This is a genomic window from Neobacillus vireti (assembly GCF_036962465.1).
GTDB lineage: Bacteria > Bacillota > Bacilli > Bacillales > Cytobacillaceae > Neobacillus > Neobacillus vireti_B.
This window is the reverse complement of the sequence record NZ_JBALNF010000094.1, coordinates 1-16,007: the sequence shown is the minus strand read 5'-3', so window position 1 is coordinate 16,007 and position 16,007 is coordinate 1. Positions and strand designations below refer to the sequence as shown.

Annotated in this window: 13 protein-coding genes; 7 read left to right on the top strand and 6 right to left on the bottom strand. The window is 40.1% G+C overall.

The annotated features are described in order from the left end of the window. Both V7077_RS27385 and V7077_RS27380 read right to left on the bottom strand, forming a co-directional pair. Nucleotides 1–200, bottom strand: a 200-nt coding sequence (locus V7077_RS27385; RefSeq protein ID WP_101646071.1) for a cold-shock protein, incomplete at its 3' end; no start/stop codon positions are given. 187 nt (nt 201–387) lie between these two features. Beyond that, the gene (locus tag V7077_RS27380; protein WP_335507863.1) at nt 388–612 is read right to left on the bottom strand and encodes a spore germination protein; all 225 of its coding nucleotides are present in this window, start codon (nt 610–612) and stop codon (nt 388–390) included. Nucleotides 613–1,021: 409 nt separating this feature from the next. Here V7077_RS27380 and V7077_RS27375 point away from each other — a divergent pair, with 409 nt between their 5' ends. The 5 genes from V7077_RS27375 (at nt 1,022) to V7077_RS27355 (ending at nt 6,183) form a co-directional block, all read left to right on the top strand. Further along, complete coding sequence (locus V7077_RS27375) at nt 1,022–1,927, top strand: putative selenate ABC transporter substrate-binding protein (protein ID WP_335507860.1); 906 nt, start codon at nt 1,022–1,024, stop codon at nt 1,925–1,927. 14 nt (nt 1,928–1,941) lie between these two features. Continuing rightward, nucleotides 1,942–2,700 carry a phosphonate ABC transporter ATP-binding protein gene (locus tag V7077_RS27370; protein WP_335507858.1) on the top strand — a complete coding sequence of 253 codons (759 nt, stop codon included), beginning with the start codon at nt 1,942–1,944 and terminating at the stop codon, nt 2,698–2,700. After that, nucleotides 2,697–4,331 (top strand): PhnE/PtxC family ABC transporter permease, encoded by a 1,635-nt coding sequence (locus tag V7077_RS27365; RefSeq protein ID WP_335507856.1) that lies wholly within the window; start codon nt 2,697–2,699, stop codon nt 4,329–4,331. The genes V7077_RS27370 and V7077_RS27365 overlap by 4 nt, the downstream gene beginning before the upstream one ends. A 265-nt stretch (nt 4,332–4,596) precedes the next feature. Further along, complete coding sequence (locus V7077_RS27360) at nt 4,597–5,763, top strand: MFS transporter (RefSeq protein WP_335507854.1); 1,167 nt, start codon at nt 4,597–4,599, stop codon at nt 5,761–5,763. 72 nt (nt 5,764–5,835) lie between these two features. Next, complete coding sequence (locus V7077_RS27355; RefSeq protein ID WP_335507852.1) at nt 5,836–6,183, top strand: hypothetical protein; 348 nt, start codon at nt 5,836–5,838, stop codon at nt 6,181–6,183. A 74-nt stretch (nt 6,184–6,257) separates the two neighbouring features. Here V7077_RS27355 and V7077_RS27350 read toward each other — a convergent pair whose 3' ends face one another. The 4 genes from V7077_RS27350 to V7077_RS27335 form a co-directional block, all read right to left on the bottom strand. Beyond that, complete coding sequence (locus V7077_RS27350; protein WP_335507850.1) at nt 6,258–7,088, bottom strand: D-alanyl-D-alanine carboxypeptidase family protein; 831 nt, start codon at nt 7,086–7,088, stop codon at nt 6,258–6,260. A 56-nt stretch (nt 7,089–7,144) separates the two neighbouring features. Further along, nucleotides 7,145–8,338: a nucleoside transporter C-terminal domain-containing protein gene (locus tag V7077_RS27345; RefSeq protein WP_335507848.1), complete on the bottom strand. Its 1,194-nt coding sequence runs from the start codon at nt 8,336–8,338 to the stop codon at nt 7,145–7,147. A 245-nt stretch (nt 8,339–8,583) separates the two neighbouring features. Beyond that, nucleotides 8,584–10,182 (bottom strand): amidohydrolase, encoded by a 1,599-nt coding sequence (locus V7077_RS27340; protein WP_335507846.1) that lies wholly within the window; start codon nt 10,180–10,182, stop codon nt 8,584–8,586. 171 nt (nt 10,183–10,353) lie between these two features. Further along, nucleotides 10,354–10,983 carry a hypothetical protein gene (locus tag V7077_RS27335; protein WP_335507843.1) on the bottom strand — a complete coding sequence of 210 codons (630 nt, stop codon included), beginning with the start codon at nt 10,981–10,983 and terminating at the stop codon, nt 10,354–10,356. A gap of 309 nt (nt 10,984–11,292) precedes the next feature. On the opposite strand from V7077_RS27335, the gene V7077_RS27330 reads away from it, so the two are divergent. Both V7077_RS27330 and V7077_RS27325 read left to right on the top strand, forming a co-directional pair. Then, on the top strand, nt 11,293–14,949 hold the full coding sequence (locus V7077_RS27330; protein ID WP_420489716.1) for a polysaccharide deacetylase family protein: 3,657 nt from the start codon (nt 11,293–11,295) through the stop codon (nt 14,947–14,949). Between the two features lie 229 nt (nt 14,950–15,178). After that, complete coding sequence (locus V7077_RS27325; RefSeq protein ID WP_335507839.1) at nt 15,179–15,778, top strand: NADPH-dependent FMN reductase; 600 nt, start codon at nt 15,179–15,181, stop codon at nt 15,776–15,778. Nucleotides 15,779–16,007 lie beyond the last annotated feature (229 nt).

The following is a 16,007-nucleotide window of genomic DNA, read 5'->3' as shown; positions in this document are numbered from 1 at the left end:
TAAGCTTTACGAACGTTAGAAGCTTGTGGTCCGCGTTGGCCTTGTTCTACATCAAAAGTTACTGCTTGACCTTCGTCTAAAGATTTAAAACCTTCGCCTTGGATTGCTGAGAAGTGTACGAATACATCGTCTCCACCTTCGCGCTCGATGAATCCGAAACCTTTTTCTGCATTAAACCATTTAACTTTACCGTTTTCCATTTGTATTTCCTCCTGCTGTGTGCCATGCACACAATATGTTACTATCCTTGCACTCAGTGATCATCAAGACGAAAAGTTAATCTTATACTATCCTTTACACCGAACAAAAATAATTCTTATTCATATTAACATCCTTCAAAATGAATTGCAAGTATGTTAAAAAGGGAATAACAAAAATCAGACGGAGTTATGCTAAACTCCGTCTGATTATATCTAATATTCCTGATAGGCTCGTTTCAGATATACTACTTGCTCCACTGCTCGTTGTAATACTTCCGCCGGCGTTATCTCCACCAGACCCTGATGTGGTTCTTGTAATCGATATAGGTGCAATCGTAACCGCCCCGCCAAAGTTTACAATCCCCCCTGAAATAGTCCCAATCGTAATTCCATCTCGGTTGACCGCCGTCAAGCTAACACTCCTCCCTTCCTTATTTTCATTATATGTACAAGGTACAGTGCTTGTTTAAGCATCTTCATTAAATCTTGTAAAAAAACTAAAGCGTGCCTTAAATCAGTACAAAGGTACCATGGTTCTAGTTTGTCACGATTCAATTTTTATGAGGATTCGTTACCAAAGTGTGGAATGTTGAAGAATGGTCACAAATGACAATTTAAGTTCCTATACCTGTTCCCTGTCACTTAAAGGAGTTTTTCTTGTCGGAACTGGCATTTTTCCGTATTTCCCAATATTTTACTATATGTAAAATCGATTAAAACTAATAGAACAAATAGATTAAATGAATTTATCCAACAAAGTTCTTTCTTTATAATGAGAAAGTCATGAAGAATTAACTATATACTAAGAGGTGCGGACATTTATGAAGAAATGGTTATCTGTGTTATTATTAGCTTTGCTGGTTTTCTCCTTAGCTGCATGCGGTGCGCAAAAGGACAATCAAGCAAGTGATACAAAAAAAGATTCAACTAATACAAAAGAAGTTTTCAAAATTGGTGCTATACCTGACCAAAATGCTGCTGATCTTGATAAAGGGATGACAGCAGTTGCAAAATATTTAAGTGAAAAAACGGGCATGAAGGTAGAGTTTGTTCCATCTGTTGACTACGCTGCCCTTGTAACAGGGTTTCAGCGCGGCGAAATTCATATGGCTTGGTTTGGTGGTTTAACAAGTGTTCAAGCAGTAAGCCTTGTACCCGGTGCAGAATCTTTCGCACAACGACCAAGAGATGCTGAATTTCACTCTGTATTCATTACTCAACCAAATTCAGGGATTACAAAACTTGAAGATTTAAAAGGGAAATCATTCACATTCGGCAGCGAAAGCTCAACTTCTGGACACTTAATGCCACGTTATTACTTAACAGAGGCTGGAATTGATGCTAGCAAAGACTTTGATGGAAAACCAAACTTCTCTGGCTCACACGATACCACTTATAAATTAGTAGAATCAGGTGCATTCAAAGCGGGTGCACTAAACGAAGCAGTCTGGGAAGCAGCTGTAAAAGATAAAAAAGTAGATACAAACAAAGTAAAAGTATTCTATACAACTCCTTCTTTCTATGACTATAACTGGACAATCAACAGCAATGTTGACGATGTCTTTGGAAATGGTGCTAAAAAGAAAGTGGAAGATGCCATCCTATCCATTACAACAGACCAAAAAGAAATTACCGATTTCTTCCAAACCGATAAATTTATTCAAACAAAAAATGATAATTATCAAAAGATCCAAAAGGTAGCAAAAGAACTAAACATCATTAAGTAGTAGGTGTCAGAGAAATGTCTTCAAAACATATGATTGAAGCGAAAAAATTAACAAAACACTTCGAGCGGAAGATAGCCCTATCTTCCCTTTCTTTTACGATTAAACAAGGTGAATTAGTGGCATTAATTGGGCCAAGTGGAGCGGGTAAAACCACTCTGCTTAATTCTATTGCCGGGCTTGTGCCCATTTCAGGGGGGGACCTGCTCATTGATGGTCAGCCCCTTTCTGCTTTTAAAAATGGAAAAGTGTTTGCCAAAAAAGTGGGTGTTATCCGTCAGCAATTCGATTTAATTGGACCGCTGGCGGTCATCCATAATGTTCTTGCCGGAAAACTTTCAGAATGGGGAACATTTAAAGCTCTTTTCTCCCTCTTAATCCCTCAGGAGAAAGAGGTAGCGATTCGAGCGTTAGAACGCGTCGGACTTCACGATAAGGCCTTTGAAATTACCTCCACATTATCAGGCGGAGAACAGCAGCGTGTGGCCATGGCAAGGTTAATGGTCCAAAAGCCAGAAATCATCCTAGCCGACGAACCGGTCGCATCATTAGATCCGGCGAGAGCAGATGACATTTTATCCATGCTGACAAAGTTTGTCACAGAGGAAAACCAGACTTTAATTACCAGCCTCCACTCGGTTGAATATGCTAGAAAATATTTTACAAGAATCATATCGATGAAAAATGGTGAGATCTTTTTTGATTTGCCCGCCGAACAAGTAACCGATGCCCTCTTAGCTGAGTTATACCAATTACAAAGCGGTGGTCCCCTATGAAAGTAACCCGCTTATTTCGATTGCATAATCGCTTTCTCCTTTCACTCCTGTTGGCAGCTATTTTTGTATGGAGTCTTTTTTCGATTCGGTGGAATGCGGACTTATTTCATTCCGGCGGGATTCCAACCCTATGGCAAATCGTTGAAGGTCTAGTTCATCCGGACCTATCCTCAGATGTTCTCCTGCTTGGATTGGAATCTGCGTGGATTACATTGGCATATGCCGTTGCCGGGATGGCCTTGGCGATTATATATGCTTTTATTGTCGGGATTCTAGCATCAGGTGTTTTAACATCGACAAAAACTTCGAAATTGGTTTCAAAGGTGTTTTTTAGAGGTATTTTAGGATTTACGCGCTCAATTCATGAACTTATTTGGGCCTGGCTATTTGTGGCGGCAGTGGGCCTTTCCCCTTATGCAGCCATTTTTGCCCTCGCAATCCCCTACGGTGGTATTTTGGGCCGGATTTTCGCAGATATGTTAAATGATGTCTCAGAGGAACCGATTAAAGCCTTAAAAACATCAGGGGCTTCTAAGTTACAAATTCTAATTTATGGCTACCTGCCATTGATTTGGGCGGATATGATTAGCTATACGATGTACCGCTTTGAATGTGCAATTCGTTCTTCCGCCATTATGAGCTTCATCGGGCTTGGCGGCCTGGGGTACCAAATCCAGCTGTCCCTGCAGGACTTAAAGTACGATCGAGTTTGGTCCTTTGTGTTTTTTCTGATCGCACTAGTCATTTTTGTCGATTTATGGAGTAATTTTGTCAGAAGAGCCTTAACTGAACGAAAAAAACAGCGAGGTTTTAGTCCTGGCTGGAGATCCGTCTTTTTTACATTACTACTTATCATTGCTTCCTGGGTATACATCAAAACAAGCGAAAATGCCCCATTTTTCGAGCTGTTTTCTTATCGCAATATCGAAGCGGCGAAAAGATTTTTCGGCGGGCTTATTGGGATCGGTGTTGACCATCCAGCCTTCCTTGATGGCAAAAGCTGGTCCGCTGCCTTCAAGCTTACGCTTGAAACACTGGAAATGAGTATTATGGCTATCGGGTTTGCCACCATTACCGCCTTTATTACGGTCGTGCCGGCAGCACGGAACATCGCAAACGGCAAATTAACCGGGGATAAAAAATGGTATCATTGGCTGCTATTCGGTGTGGTGCGGCTCGCTTATATTTTTTCCAGGGCAGTTCCTGAACTTGTTTGGGCGATGATGATTATCTTTATCTTTAAACCGGGTTTATTACCCGGCGCAATTGCCTTAGCTCTGCATAATTTTGGAATCCTAGGAAAGCTATGGGCTGAAGTAATTGAAGACATGGACTCCCGCCCTATTCGTAATTTAGCATCAGCGGGTGCCTCTAAAACAATATCCTTTTTTTATGGAATCCTGCCGATTGTGATGCCTAGATTTCTTACCTACATCCTTTATCGCTGGGAAGTGATTATGAGAACAACTATTGTTGTAGGGTTTGTTGGTGCTGGTGGATTAGGAATGGACTTTAAGCTTGCGATGAGCTTCTTCAATTACACGCAAATTACCTTACTTCTCTTCTGTTATATGATTCTCGTTGTTATAGCGGATTTTGCCTCAGAAAGCACTCGGAAAGCTGTTAAATAAAGAAAAAGCACATTTCATAGAGATGTGCTTTTTCTTTGCTATCAAAAACTATATGTTTGCTATTAAATTGCTAGCTTTTTGTTAGCACGCTGTTTCATATGATTAGCCAAGCTTTTCATCAAAATCATTCGGCTATTGTATTAACAGACTGTAAGTTGTATACAATTTCCTAACAAGGAAATAGTGGGATATAAATGCTTGTTTTCAAACATTCCTTTGCTATACTCTAAAATAGAATGACTTTTAATCATCGGGGGTGAAAACTTTGCAAACAAAGAGGGCTTTACCTATATTATTTTTAGTTATGTTTTTAGTCATGGTTGGTTTCGGGATCATCATTCCGGTCTTACCTTTTTACGCGCAGGAAATTGGTGCTACCCCAACGGAACTTGGATTATTAATGGCAGTTTATTCGCTTATGCAGCTTATTTTTGCCCCAATATGGGGACAGGTATCTGACAAGATCGGGCGAAAGCCGGTGATGATGCTTGGAATCGCTGGACTGGCACTCTCCTTCTTCATCCAGGCTATTTCCACGCAATTGTGGATGTTATTTGCCGCGAGAATACTCGGCGGGATTTTATCCTCGGCGAATATGCCAACCGCGATGGCCTATGTAGCTGATATTACGACTGAGGAAAACCGTGGGAAGGGAATGGGAATCATCGGGGCAGCGACAGGACTTGGCTTTGTTTTTGGGCCGGCAATAGGCGGCATCTTTTCAAAAATCAGCTTAAATATGCCTTTTTATCTGGCAAGTGGATCTTCGTTTATCACCCTAGTGCTTGTATTTATTTTATTAAAAGAATCCAAACAGGATGGGAGCGAAACGGGACAAAAGAGACCCGCTTTCTGGAAGGCGCTTAATGGTCCCGCCTCGATTCTGTTTTTCATTCAGTTTTTAATTTCACTCTCCCTTTCAGGGCTTGAAGCGACCTTTGCTTATTTTGCCGCTAAAAAAGCAGGTTTGGATTCCATCCAGCTTGGTTATATTTTCATGATTATGGGCTTCGGAAGTGCACTTGTTCAAGGGGGATTGGTTGGCAGATTAACAAAGAGATTTGGTGAGAGAGCTGTGATACAAGGCGGGATGATGGTTTCGGCGATTGGATTCGCGCTCATCTTACTTATTAATAGTTTTACAACTGCTGCTATCTTTTTAACTATTTTTGGGTTAGGTAATGGTGTCATCCGGCCAAGTGTCTCTTCCTTATTGACGAAATTATCGACAGCAGGTCATGGCCGGTCTACAGGCTTGTTATCGTCATTTGATTCACTGGGCAGGATTATTGGACCACCATTAGGCGGATGGCTATTTTCGCTAACCATGGGACTGCCATACATTTCGGGAGTCGTGATTACATTCGCCGCCTTTGTGTTATTTCTTATCTTCCGACCTCAGGTGAATCCTGCTAAAATAACCAATCGCTAATTTATCAGGCATATGTTGATGGGACATGCATAAAATGGGTTTGAGGATTCAATAAAAATGAGGAGCATATACATGAATAGAAAAACCCTGATCAGTGTTTTTTTCGTTGTGATTCTCTTAGGCTTTTCAGCTTATCTTGATTCACCATACTCATTCTTGAATAAAGACTATGCCTATTCAAACGATCAGCCCGCAGCTGCCATTCCAGTAGAAGTGAAACCATCAACGAACGTCCCGGAAACAGAAGAACGACTTGTGAAACGTAAAAAAGAGAATGGGTATATTTTAGAGACATATGAGGAATATGAAGTCTATAAAGACAAAGATGGTCATATTTTAAAAAGTGAACCGACTGGCCAAACTGATACCCTTAAATATTGGGACTATAGCAAGAGTAAAGGAATTAGTAAAGACCGCTAGTGATAATGCAGCGGTCTTTTTGTTATGTAAGCAATATCATTGTCACCAGAACCTGTTCCTTAGTATCTCCAAATTCAGCGCGCCGAAAGTGCTTGCAAATAATCAAATGAATAGTTTGCCATTGTTTGGATATCGCTGTACTTGGACCTTTTATCTGTTTTCATAACGACAGAGATGACTTCCTTATCCCCCTTTTTTAAATATTCAACTAGTGTATGTTGTGCGGCATCTGTAAAACCTGGTTTCCCTGCAATAGCGTACGGCATGTTATGAAGCAGCGTATGGATTGTTTTTTCTTGCCTGCTGGTTCTTATTTGCGTCGTTTGTGTAGACAAAACTTTCAGCACGTTAGGATGCGCAATCGCCTCTTTGGTGATGAGCGCCATATCATAGGGAGTTGTGTAATGGGATGGATGATGGAGTCCATTTGCTGTTACGAAATGAGTGTTTTTAAGCCCCCATTGTTTCACGGTTTGATTCATGAGTTCTGCAAATCCGGCTTCGCTGCCAGCCACATTTTCAGCAATCGCAACGGCGACATCATTTGCACTTAACAGTAATAACGCCTTCATTGCGTCTTGTTTTGAAATCATTTCTCCTTCTGTAAGTCCAAAACATAGGCATTCTTGTTGTGCCGCATGCCGGCTAACGGTTAACTTTTCCCCATCTTCCAACCGTTCATCCAAAATAGTCGCAGTTAACACTTTCGTCATACTGGCAGGATAGGCTTTTGAGTGGGCATTCTTGTTGTATAGAATCTCGCCTGTCACGGCATCGATGGCGACTCCATACTCTCCCACAATGCTGGGTGGTACCGCCTCCGCCGTACTCACCTTCTGCGACAACCCATTCAGGATGAAAAGGATTAGACCGGTTGCTACAACGAACTTCCTGATGTTGACCATGATGTTCCTCCAGTTTTACTAGCCTTATGTTCGTAAATTAATAAGATTTTCTTTTTTCACCAAATAAACAACCCCACATACAAGGCACTAAGCAGCGAAACGGCAATCCCGCTCACTAAAAGCTTCCATACATTTTTTCCGATGATTCTAGACTTTTCATCGCCCATGATGGAGGAAATGGCTCCGTAAATCATACCCACCGTGCTAAAATTAGCAAAGGAAGTCAAAAACGTTGTAGCCACTGCAACTGTATGACGTGGTAAGGAAGCAAGATGTTTCTTAAGATCAAGCATCGCGACAAATTCGTTTGTCGCTAGTTTTGTTCCCATCAACTGAGCAACATACATGGCATCATGGCCTGACAATCCTAGAAGAAAAGCAAAAGGACTAAAAATAACGGAAAAAATCTTTTGGATAGTAAGCCCATGTACAAAAAAGCCTAGTATTCCATTAACGCAGGCGGTTAACGCTACGTAACCCACTACCATTGCCATTATGACAATAACCATGCGAATTCCGACAAGCATACTGTTAGAAATAGTGGAGAAGAAATCTTTTCGTTCATTTTTAGAAGGTACATAGACGATGTCATCTTCTTTACTGACATCAATAGGATTTAACAAACTTGCCAGCAATAAAGCATTTAGGCAATTTAACGGAATAGCAGCAAAAACATAAGTACCAGGAACCATACTTAGGTACGCGCCGATGATCGACCCGCTAATGCTGCTCATGCTCATGATTCCAAACGTAAGGAGACGGTTTTCCTTCAACACGATGAGCTGTTGACGAATGACAGCCAATGCCTCGGTATTACCAAGGAACATCATCTGTAAAGAAAAGAAGCTTTCCAACTTAGGCAAACCTGACACCTTTGAGATTACCCATCCTACTTTATCGATAATCCAGATTAAGATCCCAAAGTATGTAAGAATGTCAAAGAAGGTAATGATAAAAATAATCGGCATTAAGGCACTAAAGAAGAAATCAACCGAGGGGTTCGCCATTGCAGATGGGAAAACAAAAGAAATCCCCTCATTTGCACAGGAAATGAGAAACGTAAAAAACGAGGCAATTTGATTGATGATCCAGGTTCCGATTTTAGTTGCAAGCATAAACCAGGTAATCAGCAATTCGATAACAATTAAACTAATAATCGAACGCCATTTTACTTTTTTCTTATTAGGTGAGCAAAGGAAAACCAGACCTAAAACAACCAGAACCCCTAGTATATTCATTAGAAAAAGCATGCAATCGCCCCCTGTGATCGGGCTTTCCAGTAACAGAAAGTCCTCAGTTCACTCTCAGTACTAGATTTGAGAATGAAAATAATCTGTATCTAAGTAAATAGTCTGCATGTTTTTTCCTAGTTTATTCACATTTCCGAGTAGCCGACCGGCACCTATTGCCATCACCTTTTATGCCAAAACAAAAAATACTTCCAACCTATAAAATCATGGGTTGGAAGTATTTTAAAAATCGATTCTGAATGGTTTCATTTTCTCCTAATTAAATCTTCTCTGTAAAATACCGTCTTACCCGCCACAACTGTTTTCACGGCTTTTGCTGCCAGCATCTCTTCGGATGTTCCCGCAAATAAATCCCGATCAAAGATGGAGAAGTCGGCTGCATATCCAGGTTTAATAAGCCCGCGTTCGTGTTCTTTACAAATGGCTTTTGCACTTCCAATGGTATAAAGTTGAATAGCTTGGAAGCGGGACAGCTTTTCTTCTGGAAGGTATCCATCATGTTCTGCGTATGGTTTTTTTCGCTCTACTGCAGCATAGATAGAATATAAAGGATTGATATCCTCTATTGGTGCATCTGTTCCTGCCGCACACATTATGCCTCGGTCCAATAGTTTTTTCCAAGCGTAAGACCATTCCAACCGGTCTTCACCCAGTCGATTTATGACCCATGGGAAATCAGAAGGAACAAATGCTGGTTGAAGGTCTAACACAACGGGTAACTTTTCCATTCTTTCAACTAAGTCTTCGCGCAAAACACAACAATGAATCAGTCGGTCTCTTTTACCATTTGTTATGGGATATTTTTCAAGGGCACTAAGAACTTGTTCTGCTCCTGCGTCGCCAATCATATGTACCGCCACAGCTTCATCATACTGACGGGCCATTTTCACTAGTGCTTCTAATTCATCATCTGTATAAATGAATAAGCCGCGTTTTTCCGGTTGATCAGTATATGGTTGAGATAATGCCGCTGTAGCGCCTCCTAATGCACCATCAACAAAAATTTTCATGGCCCCTGGTTCAATAAAGGGCTCGTCAAATGAAACATTTGCTCTCATCATTTCTTCAAACACAGCATTATGTCGAAGCAGTGTGACTCTAAAGTGATGTTTTTCCCCTACTACCCGTTGGAAAGCGGTTAACGGATTCGTAAACTCTCCAAAGTAGCTCATATCTTCGGTATGTCCTCCAGTTAAACCATATGACAACATCTGATCAACCGCCAGATTAAGAGAATCGGTTAACGAATCTATGTACACTTGGCCCTTTCTTGGAATCGCTTCTGTCACAGCATTGGCTGCCTGGTCATATAACAAACCATTTAACTTACCATCCTTATCCCGGCCGATTTCACCGCCTGCTCGGGATTCACTTTCTTCATAAATACTGCCTGCTTCAAGTGCTGCTGTATTGGCCAAGATCACATGATGACAAATTCTTGTTAACAGAATAGGTTCCCTGCGAATGTCATTGAGTTCTTGAATCGTCGGTATCCGTTTATCCGCAAAATTATTTTCATTCCATCCTTCACCAAATAGCCACTGATCGGTAGGTGTGTTTTTTGCAGCCTCTTTCACCATTTCAAGCATTTCTTCTGCGGAAGTCGCCTTCGATAAATCTAGCCGAATTAATTTCTCCCCTTGAAAAATCATATGCAGATGGCTATCAACGAAACCTGGATACATGGCGGCACCTTCCAAGTGAATCAGCTCATCTGCCTGATTTTTGAGATCATCAAAATTACCTGTGGCGATAATTTTGTCTTCGTCCGTAAGAACCGCTTCTACCATTTCCTTTTCCTTTTCCATTGTGTAAATTGTTCCGCCAAACCATAGTTTTTTCATACTAGTGGTCCTCTCTTTTCATCATGTATTAGATATAACCCCCAATATCAAGCCGTAACCAAAAGCTGTCCTGTAAACATTAACTCTTTTTCAGAATATATTATTTAATCTTAAAAATAAACATAAGCAAACCATAATAAAAAAGGATCGCTTTGATCCTATTTTAATAGATTACTTTTTCTTTCCAGTGTTTTCTATTTGATCCTTACGGCTGGCAGCTTTCTCTCTTGCTGCTTGTGAAACTTGTTTTCCATGGTTGGTTGTGGTTGTGGTTGTGGTTGTCGTTGTTTTAGTTGTTGATGTTGATTGTGAGCTTTTCGGTAAGGTCGTGGTAGATGTTTTTGTGCTAGTCGTTCCGGATATAGTCGGTTTCTGATTCGTTGAAATATTTGTAACTGGTGTTGGTGTTTTGGCAGTCGATGAAGCAACAGTTATTTTCGTTGCATTCGTTTGAATCGGTGCCGTTGTCTTACTATTCTTGTTAATTGCTCCTAAATGAACAATCTTATGAGATACCGTGGTGTCCACGTCTTTTCTATCCGTTGTTGGTGCCAGAACTGGAGCCTCCACCGTATATTTTACTTGGCTGACTTCTTGACCAACAGTCTTTTGTGCTTGGACCATTGCCGTTTTTTCTTTAGGGCTATTGCTATCATCTGTTTTTTGATCATCGGATAAAGGTAAATGATTAATTTGTGTTGATGGTTTAATAGATTGATCGCTTAACAAGGTGTTGGTGACAGAAAACGTAACGGATCCCACTAACACCATAGTTAGGGCTCCTATAATTCGTTTGTTCATCTTTTTCCCCTTTTTTAGTTTATGCAAGATTCAATACAATTTTCGACCAATGCCTATTAATATATGGGGGTAACTTACGAGTTTCTTGGTTAATCATAGAGCAATTAAGACCATAAAACCCAAAAATTTACTCCACTCCCATGTTATAATCTTAAAAACATTCCAGACTACCCCCAAAATCCTTTCATGACTGCCTAACCTTTTGTTGTTGGCAGTCTATTTTTGTCGAAAACTGTAGAATAAGTTAAACAATATCTTTATCAATAAAACGCTAATTTAAAAAAACCACACCTATAAGGAGGAATCATGGTGAATCGAGTTTTTAGGTGGATGGTTCGTTCATTTTTTGCACCTGTTACTGGGAATAGAGGAGCAATTGCGAGTTCACTCGGATTCTTATTGGCATTTTTGCCTATATACAGTCTAAGGATTCCATTATTGCTAGTTCTTTCACTTTTGTTTCGTCTTAATATAATCTCCCTATTCCTTGGAACGTTAATAACCATTTTTATTCCCACTATTCGAGAGTTGCCTTTCTTGAAACTACCTGTGTTAAAGAGTTACAATTTAACACCAATCTTGGGTGGAGTAATTGGACTAGTTTGCTATATTGTCTTCCATTGGTTTTACAATCTGGGTCTAAAAAAAGGAGAACGGAATCAAGAACATGTTTTTCTTGATCCTGCAAAAAGACGCTGGTCGGTTATTAAACGAATGAGCGCAGGCTTTACGGTATTAATCGTTTTTGTTTCATTTATTTTTATGGAAAGCCTTTATACTGACCCGTCGTTTCCTAAGCTTCAGTTAGCTAAAAGCGAAGCAACGAACGGGATTCAACCGATAAATCAAAGTTTCAGTCAAGAACAGCTTGCTTCCCAACTTCAACGGGAGAATCCAAGCCCTATCGTTCAAACAAATCTAAGGAACAAAAATCAACTTTCTGGAAACCAAGAGGTTTTTGGTTTCTACGTAAATTGGGACGAAAACAGCAAAAAATCTTTTGAAAAAAATATCAATTCGATTACAACCTTAGTGCCGGAGTGGATGCAGCTTACTCCCGCTTTAACCTTTACTAGCAGTGCTGATTCATCTATTATTACTAAAGCAAAAGAACATAAGCTAAAGATTCTACCAGTAATTAATAATTTTATAAATAATAAATGGGACGGAGCAACTCTCCACCGATTATTTACTAATCCTGTTGCGGAAGATCTTTTTATTAAAGATTTGTTAGCATACGTGAGAACTAATGACTTTGCTGGGATCAATATAGACTTCGAAAATGTTAGTCAAGATGACAAAACCCATTTGACTAGCTTTACTAAAAAAGTTTCCGAGCAATTCCATCAACAAGGTCTCATGGTAACCATCGACGTCCCGCCAGGTAACAATGCTTTTGATTATGCTTCATTAGCAAATGATGTTGACCGGATGTTTGTCATGCTATACGACCAGCACAATTCAACAAGTACACCTGGACCTGTCGCCCCATTAAATTGGGTAAAAGATAGCTTGAACCAAATCAATATACCTTCCCAAAAATTGATTGTGGGTTTGGGAAGCTACGGGTATGACTGGGAAGAAAACTCCAAGAAGCCTGCTGAAACGGTAACTTTCGGGGATATCATGAATCTTGGAATCGGTACGAATCTTCAAATCCATTGGAATAAGCAGGCAGGCAACCCTTATTTGCGTTACAAAAGAAACGGAAAAAACCATGTTGTTTGGTTCTTAGATGCCGCTACATTTTATAATCAAATGAAAACAGCCATCGCTGGTGGTTCAAAAGGAATCGCGGTTTGGCGCCTCGGATCTGAAGATCCTTCTATCTGGAACTATATTAATAAATCAAAGGCAACCGACAATCCATCCAATGCCCTTAAAACTTTAATCAGTCCTTCACCTGTTCACTATTCAGGTTCGGGAGAAATTTTAAAAGTTATTTCTCAATCTAAAAAAGGGAAAAGAACTATTCAAATGGATTCACAAGGTCTCATCCAAGATGAAACCTATACAAAATTACCAAAACCTTTTGAGGTAGTTCGATATGGAAAACCAAAAATGAAAGAAATGGTCCTTACTTTTGATGACGGACCGGATCCAGTCTATACACCACAAATATTGGACATTTTAAACAAATATCATATAAAAGGTTCCTTCTTTATGGTTGGAAAGAATGCTTTACAGCATCCAGAACTGGTAAAAAGAATTTATAGCGAAGGTCATGAAATCGGCAGTCATACCTTTTCCCATCCTAATGTTGCATCTACCACTCCATTGCAAACAAAATTGGAGTTAAATGCCAATCAGCGTTTAGTTCAGGAAATTACCGGACATTCGATGACCCTATTCCGCCCTCCGTATGTGGCCGATGCGGAACCAACCACCACGAACGAACTGCTCCCTATTATCCGGGCACAGGATATGGGATATACGATGGTTGGTGAATTAATAGACACGGACGATTGGCAAAGACCTTCTAGTAATCAAATTGTGAAGCGGGTGTTAGAGCAGCTTCCAGAAGGAAATGTGATTTTGTTCCACGATTCTGGTGGTGACCGCTCTAATACTGTAAAGGCTTTGCCAATTATAATTAAAGAACTAAAAAAACGCGGCTACAGCTTTACCACCATTGGTCATTTGATCGAAAAAAAGGATAGTCAGATTATGCCCTCTGCTAGTCATGACAGCTCTTATTTGATCTATGACAAAGCGGTATTTAAGCTCATCCAGGGCTGGCGTTTTGGTTTAACGATTCTTTTCTACTCGGCTATAATCATAGGGATTTTGCGTCTGGCGCTTTTTATCTTCCTATCTAAAAAGCAGGTTAAAGAGTACAAAGAGACAGTAATTGACCCTAACTTTACACCTTTTGTCAGTGTCGTGATCGCTGCCTATAACGAGGAAAAAGTAATTTGCAAAACAATTGATTCTATTTTATCCAGTGATTACCCGACTTTTGAGGTGTTGATTATCGACGATGGTTCAACGGATGATACGGCAAGTGTTCTTCAAAACACTTACGCAAACCACCCATTAGTCAGATTAATTAAGAAATCCAATGGAGGAAAATCTTCCGCTGTTAATCTAGGTTTCAAGGAAGCAATTGGAGAAATAGTCGTTGCACTTGACGCTGATACACTCATAGCTGAAAATGCGATCACCCTGCTTGTTAACCATTTTAAAAATGAAGATGTAGCGGCTGTCTCTGGCAATGTTAAAGTTGGCAATAAAGGAAACCTCCTTACAAACTGGCAGCATATCGAATATGTGACAGGCTTTAACCTAGAAAGAAGGGCTTTCGCCGTTCTTAATTGTATTACAGTGGTACCTGGTGCGATTGGTGCATGGAAAAGGACAGCGGTAATCGAGGCAGGGTACTTTCAAGAAGATACACTGGCAGAAGATACCGATATCACTCTTACTCTTTTAAGCCTAGGGAAAAAAATTGAATTTGAAGAAAAGGCTTATGCCTTTACAGAAGTTCCGGAAGATATTAAAAGTCTAGCAAAACAACGATACCGGTGGGTTTATGGTACATTACAATGTCTATGGAAACATCGCGGATCCTTATTTAATAAAAAACATCCCTCACTAGGATATATTGGGCTGCCGAATATGTGGATATTCCAATATATATATCAAACCATATCACCTATTGCAGATATACTGTTTCTCATCGCTCTTTTTAGCGGAAACGCTGGAAAAGCAGTCATAGGGTTTACCCTATTATATTTGCTTGATTTTGTTACATCTTTATATGCGTTTCGTCTGGAGAAAGAAAGCCCTAGACCACTGGGTTCCTTATTTTTACAGCGAATCTTGTACAAACAGCTTATGACCTATGTGGTGATAAAATCCATCTTCTCTGCAATAAAGGGAGTAACTGTTGGTTGGAATAAACTTAAACGAAACGGTAATGTTACGCAGGAAATCTATATGGAGAATGTTAAGGAAAATATGTAAAAAAATAGCCGCAGTCTTTCTCATCCGAGAAAGGCTTTTTTTATATCTCATTATCCTTTGGATGTTTAAGTAATATAAATAATTAAAAATGAGGTTAGTATTTTTAAATTTAATAAACGGGTATAAAGTACCGTTAAATAACAAAAATTAACTTATATTGGGCTAATGAAAGGATAGATAAGGGAGAACATTTCTACATACTTTAATTTAGCCGCAGGTGGTGTATGAATTGGGTTTTCTTAGCAGATTATTTGGTCAGGGAACCAAGGAGGAAAAGACTATGGCAAATGAAAAGTTAAACATTGGAATTATTTTAGGAAGCACACGTCAAGGGCGTGTAAGTCCACAAGTAGGCGAATGGGTGAAAGGAATAGCCGATAAACGTGGAGATGCAAATTACGAAATCGTCGATATTAAAGATTTTGACTTACCATTCTTAGGCACCACTGATGGTTCTGAGCCTGGGTTGGGAAGATGGAATGAGAAGCTTACTAGCTTAGACGGATTTGTGTTTATTGTCGCAGAATACAACCATAGTATTACAGGGGCATTAAAGAATGCTCTTGATTGTGCGCGTGAGGCTTGGAACAACAAAGCGGCTGGCATTGTCAGCTATGGTTCTACCGGCGGAGCGAGAGCCGCTGAGCACTTACGTGGAATTTGCGGAGAATTAAGTATTGCCGATGTCAGGGTCCACCCAACCTTATCTTTATTTACTGATTTTGAAAATGGTACTGATTTCAAACCACAGGATTTACACTTAAACAATGTGAATGCCATGCTCGACCAAGTTCTTGCTTGGAGCGGTGCATTAAAAAATGTACGCTAATAACAAAATAGGAGCAGCATTCTCTTGAATGTAAGTATGAATTAGCAAAAAAACGCTTGGGAACCCGAGCGTTTTTTTGCCTGTCGGAAAACTTATTTTAATTTAGCCAGCTGCTGTCCGAACTTCCCTCGGCTTCGGACACCACTGAAGTCATTTAACCAGATGCTGTCCGAACTCGCTTTAGCTTCGGACAGGACCGAAGTCATTTAACCAACTGCTGTCCGAACTT